The following is a 17,560-nucleotide window of genomic DNA, read 5'->3' on the forward strand; positions in this document are numbered from 1 at the left end:
ACGGCGTCAGGCCGGCACCCCATCGCGCTCGCGGGCCAGCCGCGCTCCCGCCTGGGCGGCGGGCAGCGGGCGGCCGCACAGGTAGCCCTGCACCGCATCGCAGCCGAGCGCACGCAGCAGCTCCAGCTGGCTGGCAGTCTCCACGCCCTCGGCGACCACCTGCAGGTCCAGGCCCTGGCCCATGGCAATCACGGTGGCGACTATCTTGTCGGCGCGTGCGTCCTGACCCAGGCCGTCGATGAAGCTCTTGTCGATCTTCAGCTTGTCGATGGGGAAACGGCTGAGATAGGCCAGCGACGAGTAGCCGGTGCCGAAGTCGTCCACCGCCAGGTGCACGCCCAGGGCCTTGAGCTCGGCCAGACGCACCTGGGTCTCCAGGTTCTGCGCCATCAGCGCGCCTTCGGTGATCTCCAGCTCGAGCAGCGCGCCGGGCAGGCCGCTGTCCTCCAGCGCGCGGCGCACCAGCTCGACCACGTCCAGATGCTGGAACTGGCGCGGCGACAGGTTGACGCTGACCGGCACCGCCGGCAGGCCCGCCTCGCCCCAGCGCACGGCCTGGCGACAGGCCTCGTGCATCACCCACTCGCCGAGGGCGAGGATCAGCCCGGTCTCCTCGAGCAGCGGGATGAACACCGCCGGCGACACCGGCTCGCCCTGGATCGGGCACCAGCGCACCAGCGCCTCGAAGCCGAGGATGCGGCCGCTGGCGATGTCCACCTGCGGCTGATAGTAGAGCTGGAACTCCTGGGCGGTGATCGCCCGATGCAGGCGGCTTTCCAGGGCCTGACGATTCTCCGCGGCGCGGGTCAGCTCCTCGGTGTGGAACTGGTAGTTGTTGCGGCCGTTTTCCTTGGCCTGGTACATGGCCACGTCGGCGCAGCGGATCAGCTCGGACATTTCCAGGCCGTCGTCGGGGTACAGGCTGATGCCGATGCTGGCGCCGACGAACAGCTCGTGACCGCTGCCGACGCGGAACGGCTGCTGCAGAAGGTCGATCAGGTCCTGGGCGACCAGCGCCGCCTCCTCGGGGTGATGGATGCCCTCGAGGACCAGCAGGAACTCGTCGCCGCCCAGACGGGCGAACATGTCCTCGGCGCGGATGCGCTGGCGCAGGCGCCCGGCGATCAGTACCAGCAGCTCGTCGCCGACGCCGTGGCCGAGGCTGTCGTTGACCCGCTTGAAGCCGTCGAGATCGAGGAACAGCACCGCCACCTTGCAGTGCAGGCGGCGTGCCCGCTCGATGGCGCCGTTGAGGTGCGACTGCACGAGGATGCGGTTGGGCAGCTCGGTGAGCGGGTCGTAGTGGGCCAGGCGCTCGAGCTGCGCCTCGGACTCCTTGAGCTGGGAGATGTCGCTGAACACCGCCACATAGTTGGTCAGCTTGCCCTTGTCGTCGCGCACCGCGCTGATGCTGTGCCACTGCGGGAACACCTCGCCGGACTTGCGGCGGTTCCACACCTCGCCCTGCCAGTGGCCCTCATCGAGCAGGGCGGTCCACATGCTCTGGTAGAACTCCTTGCTCTGCCGGCCGGAGCTGACCATGCTCGGGTTGCGACCGAGCACCTCGTGCTCCTCGTAGCCGGTGATGTCGCAGAAGGCACGGTTGACCGCGATGATCTTCGGCGTGGTATCGGTGATCACCACCCCCTCGCGGGCGTTGGTGAACACCGCGGCGGCATGGCGCAGTTTCTCGTCCGCCGCCTTGCGCGCCGAGATGTCCAGCAGCAGGCTCTCCAGGCACAGCGGTTCGCCCGCCGCATCGCGGTGCACGCGGGTATAGTCCTCGATCCAGATGTAGCCGCCGACGCCGGTGCGGATGCGGTATTCGAGGACGAATTCCGGGCGCGCCTCGTCGATGCTGCGCTGCACCTCGGCCAGCACCAGCGGCAGGTCGTCCGCATGGATCAGGGTGGTGAACCAGCGCTGGCCGTCGAGCAGGCTGGACGCCGAATAGCCCCAGCGCTCGACGTTGCTGGACACGAACTGCACCGGCCAGCCGGTCTGCGCCTTGCGCCGCAGCATCACCATCGGGCTGGCGACCACCGCATCCACCACCGCCTGCACCGTCTCGCGGTCCTTGTAGCGCTGGGTGACGTCGAGCAGGGTGCCGATGATCGCCGGCAGGCCGTCCAGTTCGATGCGGGTGCCGAAGGCCTCGGCCATGAACTCGCGACCGTCGCGGGTCAGCGCGCGAAACTCATAGTGGGCCGAAACCAGCTCGCCGCGTTCGCGCCGGTCGAGCATGTCGCGCACCCGCGGCCGGTCGGCCTCGCAGACCAGGTCCAGCAGCGAGCGCGCCACCAGCTCCTGCGGCTGGTAGCCGAACCATTCGGCCAGACGCGGGTTGGCGTACTCGAAGTGGCCGTCGCGCAGCACGTAGACACCGACCAGCGACTGCTCGACCAGTCCGCGGAAACGCGCCTCGTTGGCCTGCAGCTCGCTGCCGGCATCCAGCTCGGACTGGATGTCGAAGGCGCTGCCCAGGTAGCCGTTGAACTGGCCATCGCGTCCCATCAGCGGCTCGCCATGCAGCTGCACCCAGTGGTAGCGCCCGGTCCGCGCGCGCAGGCGCAGGCGCACGGCGAAGTCCACCCCGCAGCCGGTGCCGCCCTCGGTCAGCAGCGGCTCGAGCAGGCGGCGATCATCGGGATGCAGCGCCTGCCACCAGCCCTCGCCCTGGCTGTCCTCGTCGCCCATCCCGGTGAGCTGCATCCAGGCGGCGTTGACGTAGACGCAGCGCTGCTGGCGGTCGACCTGCCACACCGGGCTAGGAATGCAGTTGAGCAGGTATTCGTTGTAGTCGCGGGCGCTGATCACCCGCTGCATCAGGGCACCGAACTCGGCGGCCAGCTGGCCGACCTCGTCGCCGCCGAGCACCGGCAGGCTGTCGATGCGCCCGGTGCTGAGCCGGCGCACGTCGTCCAGCAGCTCCTCGATGCGATCGGTGAGCAGGCGCTTGAGCAGCCAGGCCAGCAGCAGGGCCAGAAGCAGCAGCGGCACCAGCAGCATGAGCAGCTGCTGGCCGGTGCGCACCCAGGCCTTGTCGCGCAGCGTATCGGTACGCATGACCAGCACCACCATGCCCCCGCCGGGTACGCTCGCCTCCTCGCCCAGCGGATAGCCGCCCAGCAGCAGTTCGTCGCCCTCCAGCCAGTGCAGGTGCTGACGCTCCCAGCGCTCGGGATCCGCCAGCAGGTGTTCGACGGCCGGCATGTTCAGCGGCATGCGCGACGCCCCCTGGGGCAGGCTCAGGGCGCGCAGGCGACCGCTGCCATCGAGCACGGCCGCGTAGACCAGGGCCGGATGGCTGAGATGTTCGCTGAACAGGTGTCCGAGGCGCTCGGCGCTGGCGGATCCGTTCTGCACCAGGCCGCTGGCGATGAAGTGACCGATGAAGTCGGTGGTGGTTTCCAGCTCGCCCATCGTCTCCTGCAGCGAGTGGCGATAGACCGAGAGTACCTGATAGGCGGAGACCAGCAGTCCGAAGCAGAGAAAGGCGCTCAGCAACAAGGCACGCAGGGTGAACAGGCGACTCATGCGCGATCTCTCCAGGGCGGGACTCTGTCACGAAAGCGGCGGAACCTCCCGGTGGGCAGGACGAGGCGCGCCCGCAGTACAGCTGCCGCAGGGATGGGTGCAGGGTTTCTCGCTTGTTGCCCGACCGCTCCCAACGGCACACTTTGCATGCACCCGCGGCAGAAAAGCAAAAGGGTTACTCGCAAAAACGTAACCCGTTGATATGTATCAAGATTCTGGTGCGCGAGGGGGGATTCGAACCCCCGACCTACCGCTTAGGAGGCGGTTGCTCTATCCAGCTGAGCTACAGGCGCTAATGGCCGGCGATGTTAAACGAGGCGCGGCGACTTGTCATGCCCGAAAGCCAAATCCGCCGCCCGGCAATGCCCAACCAATCGCAATTCCGCCACCACCGACTGGCCAGCCCCGGCTCCAGCGGTCACACTGCCCCTCCCTCCCCGCCGCATGCGCGGGGCGCGACTATGGATGGAAACGGTGCCGGCGCGGGCAACTGATGAACGGAAGCAACCGGGCATGGTCATATCACTGCTACCTGCACATTCCCATCTGCGATCACCTGATAACGCGGTTAGACAGCCCATGAAACAGAGCCTCCCCTCCCGCTCCAGTCGGAGCGCCGACAAGTTTGTCGTCCGCCTGCCGGAGGGCATGCGTGCCCGCATCGCCGAAGTGGCCCGCCACTACCACCGCAGCATGAACTCCGAGATCATCGCGCGCCTGGAAAAGACCCTGCTCGCCGAGGGCAGCCTGCCCAGCGCCGGCAGCAGCGCCGCTGCCTCCGGCGAACTGCCCCCGCACGAGCATCAGCTGCTGCAGCGCTTCCGCCAGTTGCCGCAACCGCAGCAGAGCGCGCTGATCGCCCTGCTCAACAGCGCGGCGAACAACTGACCCATCGAACGCACAAGGGCCGCCAGGCGTCTGCCGGGCGGCCCTTGTGGCGGCACGAGCGGCGCGCCCCACCCGCTACATGAGGAACAGGGTGGCCAGGCCGAGGAAGATGAAGAAGCCGCCACTGTCGGTCATGGCAGTGATCATCACGCTGGCGCCCATCGCCGGATCGCGCCCCAGGCGCGCCAGGGTCATGGGGATCAGCACCCCCATCAGCGCGGCGAGCAGCAGGTTGAGGGTCATCGCCCCGGTCATCACCGCACCCAGCGACCAGCTGCCGTAGAGATACCAGGCCACCCCGCCGATCACCCCCCCCCAGACCAGCCCGTTGATCAGGCCGACACCCAGCTCCTTGCGCAGCAGGCGCATGGTGTTGCCCGTCCCCACCTGATCCAGCGCCATGGCGCGGACGATCATGGTGATGGTCTGGTTGCCGGAGTTGCCGCCGATGCCGGCGACGATCGGCATCAATGCCGCCAGCGCCACCAGCTTCTCGATGGAACCCTCGAACAGGCCGATCACCCGCGAGGCGAGAAAGGCGGTGACCAGATTGATCGCCAGCCAGGCCCAGCGGTTGCGCACCGATTTCCACACCGAGGCGAAGATGTCCTCCTCCTCGCGCAGACCGGCCATGTTGAGCACTTCGCTCTCGCTTTCCTCGCGGATCAGGTCGACCATCTCGTCGATGGTCAGACGGCCGATCAGCTTGTCGCTCTTGTCCACCACCGGCGCGGAAATCAGGTCGTAGCGCTCGAAGGCCTGGGCGGCGTCGTGGGCGTCCTCCTCGGGATGGAAACTCACCGGGTCGGTGGCCATCACCTCGGCGACTTTCTTGTCGGGGTCGTTGACCAGCAGGCGCTTGATCGGCAGCACGCCCTGCAGGATGCCGTCGTAGTCGACCACGAACAGCTTGTCGGTGTGCCCCGGCAGCTCCTTGAGCCGGCGCAGGTAGCGCAGCACCACCTCGAGGGTCACGTCGTCGCGGATGGTGACCATCTCGAAGTCCATCAGCGCGCCGACCTGGTCCTCCTCGTAGGACAATGCCGAACGCACCCGCTCGCGCTGCTGCGCATCGAGCGTCTCCATCAGCTCGTGGACCACGTCGCGCGGCAGCTCGGGAGCCAGGTCGGCCAGCTCGTCGGCGTCGAGGTCGCGGGTCGCGGCGAGGATCTCGTGATCGTCCATGTCGGCGATCAGCGTCTCGCGCACCGCGTCGGAGACTTCGAGGAGGATGTCGCCGTCGCGCTCGGCCTTGACCAGCTGCCAGACCGTCAGGCGGTCGTCGAGCGGCAGGGCTTCGAGGATATGGGCGATGTCGGCGGGATGGAGATCGTCGAGCCGGCGCTGCAGCTCGGCCAGGTTCTGGCGGTGCACCAGGCTCTCGACCAGTTCCTGGTGCTCACCTTCCTGACGCTGGGTCAGCCCCTCCACCAGCCTGTGCCGGTGCAGCAGCTCGACCACCTGGGCCAGACGATCCTGCAGGCTTTCCTGGGGCTTCTTGGCTTCTGCTTCGGTCATTGCGCACTCCCTGTCCCCCAGTGGCAGGACGCGCCCCGGAGGCAATCAATCTTTCAAGATGCAGACGAACAATCGAGGTTCGGGATAACTGGGTAAGTCCATGGCTGGATTTCCACACGACCCGCTGGGGGCAGACGTGTCAATGATAACATCCGCGGCGCCCTTGGGCGCGTCGAATCGGCCCGCGGCAGAGCGGCTGCGGGAACGAAACGCGGGAAATGAAAAAAGGGCCTGCATCGCTGCAGGCCCTTTCGGTATGGCGCACTCAGGAGGATTCGAACCTCCGACCGCCCGGTTCGTAGCCGGGTACTCTATCCAGCTGAGCTATGAGTGCACATGTGATGTTTAGCCAGATCACCGCTGGTCCGGAATCGCCGACAATGCCGACGACCCTGAATATGGCGCACTCAGGAGGATTCGAACCTCCGACCGCCCGGTTCGTAGCCGGGTACTCTATCCAGCTGAGCTATGAGTGCACATGTGATGTTTAGCCAGATCACCGCTGGTTCGGAATCACCGGCAATGCCGGCGACCCTGAATATGGCGCACTCGGGAGGATTCGAACCTCCGACCGCCCGGTTCGTAGCCGGGTACTCTATCCAGCTGAGCTACGAGTGCGCAGGGCTGCCTGTCTTGCCAGGCTGTCACTCCGTCGAGCCATGCGACTCTCTGGAGAAAAATGGCGGAGAGGGGGGGATTCGAACCCCCGACACCCTTTTGAGGTGTACTCCCTTAGCAGGGGAGCGCCTTCGGCCACTCGGCCACCTCTCCGCAACACGGGGCGTACTATACCCAAGCAAACCCCGTTTGCAAAGCCTTGATTCGATAAAAATCGAAAAAAAATCAATGGCTTGGTTCTTCGTCCTTCTCCTTCTGGATGCGCTGGTAGATTTCCTCGCGATGTACTGCGACTTCCTTGGGTGCATTGACGCCAATGCGCACCTGATTGCCCTTCACGCCCAGCACGGTCACGGTGACATCATCACCGACCATCAGGGTCTCTCCCACGCGGCGAGTCAGAATAAGCATTCCTTTTCTCCTTTTGCCTGTATCAGGACAGCTGTCTGCAAGAAAAATGGCTAAACACCGGAGGGAAAAACTCCCCCCAGCTATCGCCCAAGTATTGACCAGAGCCGGCGGAATGAAATCCTCCATCCCGGCCAAAAACGACAAAAGGCGCGGAAAGCCGCGCCTTTTGCTCGGGAGGCGTCACTCGCCCTGACGGGTCGGCGCGTCCAGATCGAAAGCGGTGTGCAGCGCGCGCACGGCCAGCTCGAGGTACTTCTCCTCGACCACCACGCTGATCTTGATTTCCGAGGTGGAGATCATCTGGATGTTGATGTTCTCCTTGGCCAGCGCCTCGAACATGCGGCTGGCCACGCCGGCGTGGGAGCGCATGCCGACGCCGACCAGCGACACCTTGGCGATGTCGGTGTCGCCGGACACCTCGCGGGCGCCGAGCGCCTGGGCGGTCTGGCCGAGGATCGCCAGCGCCTTGTCGTAGTCGTTGCGGTGCACGGTGAAGGTGAAGTCGGTGGTGTTATCGTGCGCCACGTTCTGCACGATCATGTCCACCTCGATGTTGGCGGCGCTGATCGGGCCGAGGATCTTGAACGCCACGCCGGGAATGTCCGGTACGCCGCGAATGGTCAGCTTGGCTTCGTCGCGGTTGAAGGCGATGCCGGAGATGATCGGCTGTTCCATGGATTCCTCTTCGTCGATGGTGATGAGGGTGCCCGGACCCTCCTGGAAGCTGTGCAGCACGCGCAGCGGGACGTTGTACTTGCCGGCGAACTCCACCGAGCGGATCTGCAGCACCTTGGAGCCGAGGCTGGCCATTTCCAGCATCTCCTCGAAGGTGATCTTCTCCAGCCGCTGGGCCTTGGCCACCACGCGCGGGTCGGTGGTGTAGACGCCGTCCACGTCGGTATAGATCTGGCACTCGGCGGCCTTGAGCGCCGCGGCCAGGGCCACGCCGGTGGTGTCGGAGCCGCCACGGCCGAGGGTGGTGATGTTGCCCTGCGCGTCGACGCCCTGGAAACCGGCGACCACCACCACGCGACCGGCGTCCAGCTCGGCACGGATGCGGGCGTCGTCGATCTCGAGGATGCGCGCCTTGGTGTGGGCGCTGTCGGTAAGGATGCGCACCTGGTTGCCGGTGAAGGACACCGCCGGCACGCCGCGCTTGATCAGCGCCATGCTGAGCAGGCCGATGGTGACCTGCTCGCCGGTGGAGATGATGGCGTCCAGCTCGCGCGGATCGGGCTGCGGCATGACCTGCTTGGCCAGTTCGATCAGACGGTTGGTCTCGCCGCTCATGGCCGAGACCACCACCACGAGGTCATGTCCCGCCTCGCGGAACTTCTTCACCTTCTCGGCCACCTGCTCGATGCGCTCGACGCTGCCGACCGAGGTGCCGCCGAATTTCTGTACGATCAATGCCATTTCGATGCTGCCCAACCGCGAAGAAAAAGTCGCCCATTAAAACCGCCAGGCCGGGGCCTGCCAAGAGCCCGCCGGGCGCGGGGCGGGCTCTCGCATCCGGTCAGAACGCGGCGGCGACGAACGGCTCGACCAGCGCCAGCGCCTCGCCCAGCTTGCCGGCGTCCACGCCGCCGCCCTGGGCCATGTCCGGGCGGCCGCCGCCCTTGCCGCCGACCAGCGCGGCGGCCTGCTTCATCAGCTCGCCGGCCTTGAGCCTGGCGGTGAGGTCCTGGGTCACGCCGGCGACCAGCACCACCTTGCCGTCGAACTCGCCGCCGAGCAGGATCACCGCGCGGCCCAGCTTGTTCTTCAGCTGATCGACCAACGCCAGCAGCGCCTTGCCGTCCAGGCCGTCGAGACGCGCGGCCAGCACCTTGACCCCATGGACGTCGACCGCGGAACCGGCCAGATCATCGCCGGCGGCGCTGGCGGCCTTGGCCTTGAGCTGCTCCAGCTCCTTCTCCAGCTGGCGGTTGCGCTCGAGCAGACCGGCCAGCTTGTCCAGCAGGTTGTCGCGCGAGCCCTTGACCAGCGCGGCGGCTTCCTTGAGCTGCTCCTCGGCGCCGTTGAGGTAGGCGAGCGCCTGCTCGCCGGTCACCGCCTCGATGCGGCGCACGCCGGCGGCCACGCCGCCCTCGCTGACGATCTTGAACAGGCCGATGTCGCCGGTGCGCTGCACGTGGGTGCCGCCGCACAGCTCGACGGAGAAGCCACCGCCCATGCTCAGCACGCGCACGCTGTCGCCGTACTTCTCGCCGAACAGCGCCATGGCGCCCTTGGCCTTGGCGGTGTCGATATCGGTTTCCTCGGTCTCGACCTCGCTGTTCCTGCGGATCTCGGCGTTGACCAGGTCCTCGAGGGCCTTGAGCTGCTCGGGCTTGATCGCCTCGAAGTGGCTGAAGTCGAAGCGCAGGCGCTGGCTGTCGACCAGCGAGCCCTTCTGCTGCACGTGCTCGCCGAGGATCTGGCGCAGCGCGGCGTGCAGCAGGTGGGTGGCCGAGTGGTTGAGCGCGGTGGCGCCGCGCACGCTGGCGTCAACGATGGCCTCGACACTATCGCCGAGCTTCAGGCTGCCGGCGTCGAGGATGCCGTGGTGCAGGAAGGCGCCACCGGCCTTGCGGGTGTCGCGCACGTCGAAGCGCATGCCGTCCAGGCTCAGGTAGCCGCAGTCGCCGGCCTGGCCGCCGGACTCGGCGTAGAACGGCGTCTGGTCGAGTACCACCACGCCCTCCTCGCCGGCGCTCAGGCTGTCGACGCTCATGCCTTCCTTGAACAGGGCGACGACCTTGCCGCTGCCGCTGGTGCCCGCGTAGCCGGTGAAGCGGGTCTCGCCTTCCACCTTGATCAGGCTGTTGTAGTCCATGTCGAAGGCGCTGGCCGAGCGGGCGCGCTCGCGCTGGGCCTGCATCTCGCGCTCGAAGCCTTCCTCGTCGATGGACAGCTCGCGCTCGCGGGCGATGTCGCCGGTCAGGTCGACCGGGAAGCCGTAGGTGTCGTACAGCTTGAACACCACGTCGCCGGGGATCACCTTGCCCTCGAGGCCGGCCAGGTCCTGCTCGAGGATCTTCAGGCCCTGCTCCAGGGTCTTGGCGAACTGCTCTTCCTCGGTCTTCAGCACGCGCTCGATGTGCGCCTGCTGCGCCTTGAGCTCCGGATAGGCCTCGCCCATCTCGGCCACCAGGGCGGCGACGATCCTGTGGAAGAAGGCGCCCTTGGCACCCAGCTTGTTGCCGTGACGGCAGGCGCGACGGACGATGCGGCGCAGCACGTAGCCGCGGCCCTCGTTGGACGGGGTGACGCCGTCGGCGACCAGGAAGCCGCAGGAGCGGATGTGGTCGGCGACCACCTTCAGCGAGGCCTGTCCCTCGTTGGCGCAGCCGATGGCCGCGGCGGAGGCGTTGAGCAGGCTCTGGAACAGGTCGATCTCGTAGTTCGAGTTGACGTGCTGCAGCACGGCGCTGATGCGCTCCAGGCCCATGCCGGTGTCCACGCTCGGCGCCGGCAGCGGGTGCAGCACGCCGTCCGCGGTGCGGTTGAACTGCATGAACACGTTGTTCCAGATCTCGATGTAGCGGTCACCGTCTTCCTCGGGCGAGCCGGGCGGGCCGCCCCAGATGTGCTCGCCGTGGTCGAAGAATATCTCGGTGCACGGGCCGCACGGACCGGTGTCGCCCATCGCCCAGAAGTTGTCGGACGCGTAGGGCGCGCCCTTGTTGTCGCCGATGCGCACCATGCGCTCGGCCGGCACGCCGACTTCCTGGGTCCAGATGTCGTAGGCCTCGTCGTCGCTGGCGTAGACGGTGACCCACAGCTTCTCGGCCGGCAGGTTCAGCCACTTGGGCGAGGTGAGGAATTCCCAGGCGTAGGTGATGGCGTCGCGCTTGAAGTAGTCGCCGAAGCTGAAGTTGCCCAGCATCTCGAAGAAGGTGTGGTGGCGCGCGGTGTAGCCGACGTTCTCCAGGTCGTTGTGCTTGCCGCCGGCACGCACGCACTTCTGGCTGGTGGTGGCGCGGGTGTAGGCGCGCTTCTCCAGGCCGAGGAAGCAGTCCTTGAACTGGTTCATGCCGGCGTTGGTGAACAGCAGGGTCGGGTCGTTGGCCGGAATCAGCGAACTGGATGCGACGCGGGTATGCCCCTTCTCTTCGAAGAAGCGGAGGAAGGCTTCACGGATTTCTGCGCTTTTCATGGATTTTTCTCGGGAAACTGGATCGCTGCGGCCATTGCCTGACTGCCGCACGGATAACCGGCAAAGACGGGCATTATATAAACAACCCGCGCCAACTTGCATCGGCGCAGGCTATCGGCCCGATAGGAATGAACGCGGGGAAGTTCAGGGACAGACGTCGGCCAGGCTGACCGGCACCACGATCAGGCCGGCACGCAGGCCGTTCTTCACCCTGGGGTTGGGAAACACGATGCGCGCACCGCGCTCCACCACCTGCCAGCGCCGGCCGCCGGCATCCTCCGCCAGCAGGCTGCCCGCCTCCAGCGCGGTGAAGTTCTCCACCGCATCGTCCAGGTACAGACGGAAGTCGTGGCTGTGCTTGATGATCTCGCGGGCGATGCTGAACAGCTGCAGCGCCGCAGGGTCGCCGGGGGGCAGCTCGCGGCCCTCGATCAACGCGCGTAGCAGCGACTCCAGGCGACCGAGGTCGATGCTCTGGTTCTGCCCGAACGGCCGCGCCTGGCCCAGCTCGAGGGTGAAGGACTCGGCGCCGAAGCGCTGGCTGGTGAAGGCGCTGAAGGTGGTCGAGGTGCCGCTCTGCAGCAGCAGCGCCTGCAGTCCCGCGGCCTGCAGGCAGGCCAACTGCTCGCGGGTCGGCGGCTGCGCGCTGGCCGGGCGCAGGGCGAACTGCTCGATCTGCGAGCCGCGGATCGCGGTGTGCAGGTCGTAGTGCAGGCGCCGGCGCCCGGGGCTGGCGAAGAACAGCTCGGCCTGCAGCTCCAGCTCCACCGCGCGCAGGGCTTCGGGACCGCTGACCGAGGGATCGCCGCCGCCGAACAGACGGTTGAGGTCGTAGCCGACGAAGCGCTCGCCGCGGCGCAGCCCGGCGGGATTGCCGAGCACCAGCAGCAGGCGCACGGCCGGCTGCAGGCGGCAGGAGGCGATGTCGTGGAGCAGGCGCTCGAGCAGCTCGACCGGCGCGGTCTCGTCGCCGTGGATGCCCGCCGACAGCAGCAGATCGACACCGCTGTCGCCGCCGGCCGGCGGCTCGACCAGCAGCACGCCCTCGGCCTTCCACTGCAGGCGGGCGCCGGAGGCGCAGACCTGGATCTTCTCCGAGGGCTCGCGTCCGGCCAGGGTCAGCTCAAGCAGTTTGCCGAGGGCAAGCATGGCAGGCGCTCCTTACGGCTGGCGGTACTCCCAGCATAGCCGGCGAGGCCGCCGGCGACTCAGTGGTGGTCGCAGCCGCAGTCGGGGCCATGCTCGTGGGCCTCGGCGGCATACAGCTCGACGCTCAGCGACAGCTGGTTGACCGCCTGCGGGCGCACCACCAGCAGCGGGATGTCGGTCTCGCCCTCGACCGACTCGGCGTAGACGATCACCCCGCCCTTGCCGTCGGCCTCCAGCCACAGCTCGCGGCCTTCGAGGCGCACCGCCACGCGCGCGCTGTGGGTTTCCCGACGTTCGCCGTAGGCATCTTCGAGGATCAGGGGCAGGCTCTCGCTCATGGAAATTTCTCGCTCAGACACGCTGGAAGGAATAGAGGGCTCCCAGCTTAAGGATTTGCGTCAGTTCGTCCAGTGCCGCGCGCGACTCGTCGAGCAGTTGCGGGTCGGCCAGATCACGGCTCACCAGGCGGTCGCGGTAGTGGCGGGCGACCCAGCGCTCGAGGCTATCGCACAGCGCCGGGGTCAGCAGCACGCCGGCATGGGTCGCCGCCAGCTGCTCCGGGGTGAGCACCACGCGCAGGCGCAGGCAGGCCGGCCCGCCGCCGTTGCGCATGCTCTGCCTGAGGTCGACCACCTCGACGGCGCGGATCGGGTTGTCGGCAGCCAGCAGCGCCTGCAGCCAGGCCCAGACTTGCGCCTGCTCGCGGCACTCCTCGGGCACCAGCAGCAGCATGGAGCCGTCGGCGCGGGTCAGCAGCTGGCTGTTGAACAGGTAGCTGTGCACCGCCTGCTCCAGGCTGAGGGCAGCGCGCGACACGCACAGGGCCTGCAGGCGGCCGCCGCGGCGGGCTAGCTGATCGGCCAGTTCGGCCAGCACCCGCTCGCCGTCGAGAAAGGCGTCCTCGTGATACAGCAGCAGCTCGCCGTTGCCGACGGCGATCACGTCGTTGTGGAACACCCCGGCGTCGATCGCCGCCGGCTGCTGCTGGGCGAACACCACGGCACCCGCGTCCAGGCCGTGCAGGCGCGCCACCGCCGCACTGGCCTCGCGACTCTGCCGCGCCGGATAGCGCTGGGGCTGCGGCGCCTGCGGATCGAAGGCACTGCGCCCGTAGACGAACAGTTCCACCCCGGGCTCGCCGTGGCTGCGGCACAGCCGCGTGTGGTTGGCCGCCCCCTCGTCGCCGAAGCTGGCATGGGCCGGCAGCGCCGGGTGATGGGCGAAATGCCGCGGATCGCTGAAGATCGTCTGCAGCACGCGGCTGGTGGCCGGGTGCTCGATCGAGCGGTGCAGCTGGGCGTGGAGGTTGGCGGCGGTGAAGTGCACGCGGCCGTCGGCGGTGTCGGCGCCGGGGCTGACGGTGGCGGCGTTGGCCGTCCACATGCTGGCCGCCGAGCCGAGCGCGGTCAGCAGCGCCGGCGCCTCGCCGGCGGCGCGCGCCAGCACCTGGGCGTCGCTGCCGGCAAAGCCCAGCGCGCGCAGGGTGGCCAGGTCGGGGCGCTCCTGCGGCGGCAGCACGCCCTGGACGAAGCCCAGCTCCAGCAGGCGGCGCATCTTCGCCAGCCCCTGCAGCGCCGCGCCACGCGGATCGGCCGGCTGCTCGCGGTTGCCCATCGAGGCCAGGTTGCCGGGCGACAGGCCGGCGTAGTTGTGGGTCGAGCCGACCAGGCCGTCGAAGTTGACCTCGACGGCGCTCACAGCGCCAGTCCCGGCGGCAGACTGGCCAGCACGGCGAGCTGCGCGCTCTCCAGCGAGGCCACCGGGTAGGCGCAGTAGTCGGCTGCGTACCAGGCGCTCGGCCGGTGATTGCCGGAGGCGCCGATGCCGCCGAACGGCGCCGTGCTGGCGGCCCCGGTCAGCGGGCGGTTCCAGTTGACGATGCCGGCGCGGGCCTGCAGGAGGAACTGCTCGTAACGCTCGGGCGAGTCGGAGATCAGCCCGGCGGCCAGGCCGAAACGGGTGGCGTTGGCCTCGCCCAGCGCCGTTTCGAAGTCGGCATAGCGGAGCACCTGCAGCAACGGACCGAAGTGTTCCTCGTCGGGACGCTCGGCCACTGCGCCGACGTCGAGGATGCCCGGGCTCAGCAGCGCCGTGCCCGGCTCCAGCTGGCGCATCGCCAGCAGCGGCGTGGCGCCGCGGGCGAGCAGGTCATCCTGGGCCGCGAGCAGACGGGCGGCGGCCTCGGGCGAGATCAGCGCGCCCATGAAGGGTTGCGGATCGGCATCGAAGCGGCCGACGCGCAGGCGGGAAACGACCTCGACCAGCCGCGCCAGCAGGCGTTCGCCCCACGCCCCGGCCGGCACCAGCAGGCGCCGCGCGCAGGTGCAGCGCTGGCCGGCAGAGAGGAAGGCGCTCTGCACGATGCACAGCACCGCGGCGTCGAGATCGGCGACCTCCTCGACCAACAGCGGGTTGTTGCCGCCCATCTCCAGGGCGAGGATCTTCTGCGGCTGCTCGGCGAACTGGCGGTGCAGCAGGCGCCCGGTGGCGCTGGAACCGGTGAACAGCAGGCCGTCCAGCTCGGCCTCGGCGGCCAGTGCGGCGCCAGTGTCACGGCCGCCCGGCAGCAGGCTGAGCACCCCGTCTGGCAGGCCGGCCTCGATCCAGCAGTGCACGGTCAGCTCGGCCACCGCCGGGGTCAGCTCGCTGGGCTTGAACAGCACGCAGTTGCCGGCCAGCAGCGCCGGGACGATGTGGCCGTTGGGCAGGTGGCCGGGGAAGTTGTAGGGGCCGAACACCGCCAGCACCCCGTGCGGACGATGGCGCAGCACGCTGTGGGCGTCGCCCAGCGGCGCGCGGCGCTCGCCGGCGCGCTCGGCCTGGGCGCGGATCGAGATGGCCACCTTGCCGACCATGCTGGCGACCTCGGTGCTCGCCTCCCACAGCGGCTTGCCGGTCTCGCGGCCGATCAGCCGGGCCAGCTCGTCGCTGCGCGCCCTGAGCACCTCGGCGAAGCGTTCCAGCACCGCGATGCGCTCGGCCAGCGGCCGCGCGGCCCAGGCCGGGAAGGCGCGGCGCGCGGCGCGGGCGGCGGCGGCGACCTGCGCGGCGCTGGCCGCGCGGCCCTGCCAGAGCAGCTGGCGGTCGCAGGGATCAAGCGAGACCAGTGCCTCGCCCTCCCCGGCCAGCCACTGGCCGCCGAGGTACAGGCTCATCGCCAGCCGACCTGCGCCGACAACGGCACCGCGCGCACCTGGGCGCCGGCGGAAAGGCGCAGGCGCTTGGCGGTGACGGCATCCACCACCAGGGTGCCGGAGGCCGGGCGCGCCTGGCCGACGGTGATCCGGCAGTCCTCGCGCTTGCGGTTGTGAATGAGGAACTGCGGCGCCTCCTCGCCCGGGGTGCCGATGGCCAGCACCAGGGTCTGGCTGTCGCGCACCGCGCGGATGTTGCCGGTCTCGCACTCCAGCGCCGGGCCGCCATCGAAGATGTCGATGTAGCCCTGGTAGCTGAAGCCCTCGGCGCGCAGCATGGTCAGCGCCGGCTCGGTGTCGCGGTGCACGCGGCCGATCACCGCGCGCGCCTCCTCGCTGAGGAAGCAGGTGTACAGCGGGAACTTGGGCATCAGCTTGGCGATGAAGGCCTTGTTGCCGACCCCGGTCAGGTAGTCGGCCTGGGAGAACTCCATCTTGAAGAAGTGCCGGCCGAGGCTTTCCCAGAACGGCGCGCGGGCGTTGTCGTCGGAGATGCCGCGCATCTCGGCGATCACCTTGTCGGCGAACAGCTCGCGGAACTCGGCGATGAACAGGAAGCGCGCCTTGGACAGCAGGCGCCCGCTGAGCCCGCTGTGGCGGTAGCGGGCGTCGAGGAACAGCGAACAGACCTCGGTGTTGCCGGTCAGGTCGTTGGCCAGGAACAGGGTCGGGTTCTCGCGGTGGATGCCCAGCTCGCGCGAGGCGCTGACGGTCAGGCCGACCCGGTAGTTGTACCAGGGCTCGCGCAGGCCGACCGCGCCGTTGATGGCGCTGATGCCGACCACCTGGCCGTCGTCGGTCTCCAGCACGAACTGGTAGTCGGCGTCGGCGCGTTCGGCCTCGCCGTGGAAGGACTTCTCCGCCCAGGCCACGCGCTGGGCCAGGCGTTCCTCGTTGGCCGGCAGCGAGGTGAGGCCGGCACCGGTGCTGCGCGCCATGGCGATCAGCGCGGGCATGTCGGTGCTGCGAACGGGACGAACGATCATGGTGCCTCCTGTTGACGGCCGCGAGGGCCGGAGCGCCGGCTGGCGCGGCATGGCGCCGCCGCAGGCCGGCGGCTTGCTCCAATCGGGTCGGACGGGATCAGACCGCCACCACCCGCACGCTGCCGCCCTCGCCGACGCCGAGCGCCTCGGCCACCGCCGGGGTGAGGGTCAGCGGCTGGCCGGGTTCCCAGTCCAGCTCGGCGATCAGCGCGCGGAAGTCCAGGGCCTGGTTGTTGGCCACCAGGTAGGGCCGGCCGACCTGCGCCGGCGCGCCGAGGCGCACCGGCACCAGACGGCTCTGGGCGATCGAGCGGATCCCCGAGGTGCGCGCGTGCACGGTGGGCCCGCCGTCGAAGATGTCGACGTAGTGCTCGGTCTCGAAGCCCTCGCGCATCAGGATGGCGAAGGACACCTGCGAGCGCGGGTGCACCTGGCCCATGGCCTCCTGGGCGCTGTCGGGCAGCAGCGGCACGTAGATCGGGTAGCTGGGCATCAGCTCGGCGAGCATGGTGCGGCTCTTCAGCCCGCACAGGCGCTCGGCCTCGGCGTAGTTGACGGCGAGGAAGTTGCGGCCGATCGCGTCCCAGAACGGCGCGTCGCCCTGCTCGTCGCTGTAGCCGACCACCTCGACCACCATGGCCTCGGCGAAGCGCTCGGGATGGCTGGCGACGAACAGCAGGCGGCCGCGCGAGTTGAGTTCGGCCCACTGGGAGTTCTCCAGCTCGGGCTGCATGTAGAAGCTGGTCAGCAGGCTGTTGCCGGTCAGGTCGTGACACAGCGACAGCACGTGGATGCGGTTGAGGATGTTCAGCTCGCGCGAGGCGTGCACGAAGGTCTCGTTGCGGAAGCTGTAGAACGGCTCGGAGAAGCCGGCGGTGGCGACGATGCCCGAGCAGCCGACCAGGCGGCCGCTGCCAGTATCCTCGAGGACGAAGAAGTAGCTCTCCTCGCCGTTGAAGCTCACCTCGGCGGCGAACGAGGCCTCCGAGGCGCGGATCTTCTCGGCCAGCCGCTCGCGGTCGTCCGGCAGGGAGGTGACACCGATGGGACTGTCCTTGGCCAGGCGCTGGACCTCCGGCAGGTCGCCCATCCGGGCGGGGCGCATGATCAGCATCGGT

General features: G+C 68.6%; 12 protein-coding genes and 5 tRNA genes. 1 reads left to right on the forward strand and 16 read right to left on the reverse strand.

Annotated elements, in window-relative coordinates; translation table 11 throughout:
- Positions 1-6: 6 nt before the first annotated feature.
- The gene (locus SK095_RS09635) at positions 7-3,537 is read right to left on the reverse strand and encodes an EAL domain-containing protein (RefSeq protein ID WP_320548716.1); all 3,531 of its coding nucleotides are present in this window, start codon (positions 3,535-3,537) and stop codon (positions 7-9) included.
- A gap of 216 nt (positions 3,538-3,753) precedes the next feature.
- Positions 3,754-3,830, reverse strand: a tRNA-Arg gene (locus SK095_RS09640).
- A 286-nt stretch (positions 3,831-4,116) separates the two neighbouring features.
- On the opposite strand from SK095_RS09640, the gene SK095_RS09645 reads away from it, so the two are divergent.
- A complete protein-coding gene (locus SK095_RS09645) occupies positions 4,117-4,425 on the forward strand; it encodes an Arc family DNA-binding protein (RefSeq protein ID WP_320548717.1) in 309 nt (102 codons plus the stop codon).
- 75 nt (positions 4,426-4,500) lie between these two features.
- Here the strand turns inward: SK095_RS09645 and mgtE are convergent, their stop codons facing one another.
- The 14 genes from mgtE to aruF all read right to left on the reverse strand — a co-directional run bounded on the left by mgtE (position 4,501) and on the right by aruF (position 17,556).
- A complete protein-coding gene (gene mgtE / locus SK095_RS09650) occupies positions 4,501-5,943 on the reverse strand; it encodes a magnesium transporter (RefSeq protein WP_136489294.1) in 1,443 nt (480 codons plus the stop codon).
- A gap of 257 nt (positions 5,944-6,200) precedes the next feature.
- A tRNA-Arg gene (locus SK095_RS09655) sits at positions 6,201-6,277 on the reverse strand.
- 65 nt (positions 6,278-6,342) lie between these two features.
- Positions 6,343-6,419 (reverse strand) — tRNA-Arg (locus SK095_RS09660).
- A gap of 65 nt (positions 6,420-6,484) precedes the next feature.
- Positions 6,485-6,561: transfer RNA gene (locus tag SK095_RS09665), tRNA-Arg, on the reverse strand.
- Positions 6,562-6,623: 62 nt separating this feature from the next.
- A tRNA-Ser gene (locus SK095_RS09670) sits at positions 6,624-6,714 on the reverse strand.
- 72 nt (positions 6,715-6,786) lie between these two features.
- Positions 6,787-6,972 carry a carbon storage regulator CsrA gene (gene csrA / locus SK095_RS09675; protein ID WP_090312814.1) on the reverse strand — a complete coding sequence of 62 codons (186 nt, stop codon included), beginning with the start codon at positions 6,970-6,972 and terminating at the stop codon, positions 6,787-6,789.
- 180 nt (positions 6,973-7,152) lie between these two features.
- Positions 7,153-8,388, reverse strand: coding sequence for an aspartate kinase (locus SK095_RS09680; protein ID WP_320548718.1), 1,236 nt, complete (start codon positions 8,386-8,388; stop codon positions 7,153-7,155).
- A gap of 100 nt (positions 8,389-8,488) precedes the next feature.
- Positions 8,489-11,113 carry an alanine--tRNA ligase gene (gene alaS / locus SK095_RS09685; RefSeq protein ID WP_320548719.1) on the reverse strand — a complete coding sequence of 875 codons (2,625 nt, stop codon included), beginning with the start codon at positions 11,111-11,113 and terminating at the stop codon, positions 8,489-8,491.
- Between the two features lie 144 nt (positions 11,114-11,257).
- Positions 11,258-12,262, reverse strand: coding sequence for a succinylglutamate desuccinylase (astE, locus tag SK095_RS09690; RefSeq protein ID WP_320548720.1), 1,005 nt, complete (start codon positions 12,260-12,262; stop codon positions 11,258-11,260).
- 59 nt (positions 12,263-12,321) lie between these two features.
- Positions 12,322-12,600, reverse strand: a complete 279-nt coding sequence (locus SK095_RS09695; RefSeq protein ID WP_320548721.1) for a GTPase — start codon at positions 12,598-12,600, stop codon at positions 12,322-12,324.
- A 13-nt stretch (positions 12,601-12,613) separates the two neighbouring features.
- A complete protein-coding gene (gene astB / locus SK095_RS09700; protein ID WP_320548722.1) occupies positions 12,614-13,960 on the reverse strand; it encodes an N-succinylarginine dihydrolase in 1,347 nt (448 codons plus the stop codon).
- Entirely contained in the window at positions 13,957-15,417 is a 1,461-nt protein-coding gene (gene astD / locus SK095_RS09705; RefSeq protein ID WP_320548723.1) for a succinylglutamate-semialdehyde dehydrogenase, read from the reverse strand. The genes astB and astD overlap by 4 nt, the downstream gene beginning before the upstream one ends.
- Entirely contained in the window at positions 15,414-16,442 is a 1,029-nt protein-coding gene (gene astA / locus SK095_RS09710; protein ID WP_136489875.1) for an arginine N-succinyltransferase, read from the reverse strand. Before astA ends, astD begins: the two co-directional genes overlap by 4 nt.
- A 97-nt stretch (positions 16,443-16,539) precedes the next feature.
- Positions 16,540-17,556, reverse strand: a complete 1,017-nt coding sequence (aruF, locus tag SK095_RS09715; protein WP_320548724.1) for an arginine/ornithine succinyltransferase subunit alpha — start codon at positions 17,554-17,556, stop codon at positions 16,540-16,542.
- Positions 17,557-17,560: the final 4 nt, after the last annotated feature.

The organism is Pseudomonas sp. AN-1 (assembly GCF_034057115.1).
Classification (GTDB): Bacteria; Pseudomonadota; Gammaproteobacteria; order Pseudomonadales; family Pseudomonadaceae; genus Geopseudomonas.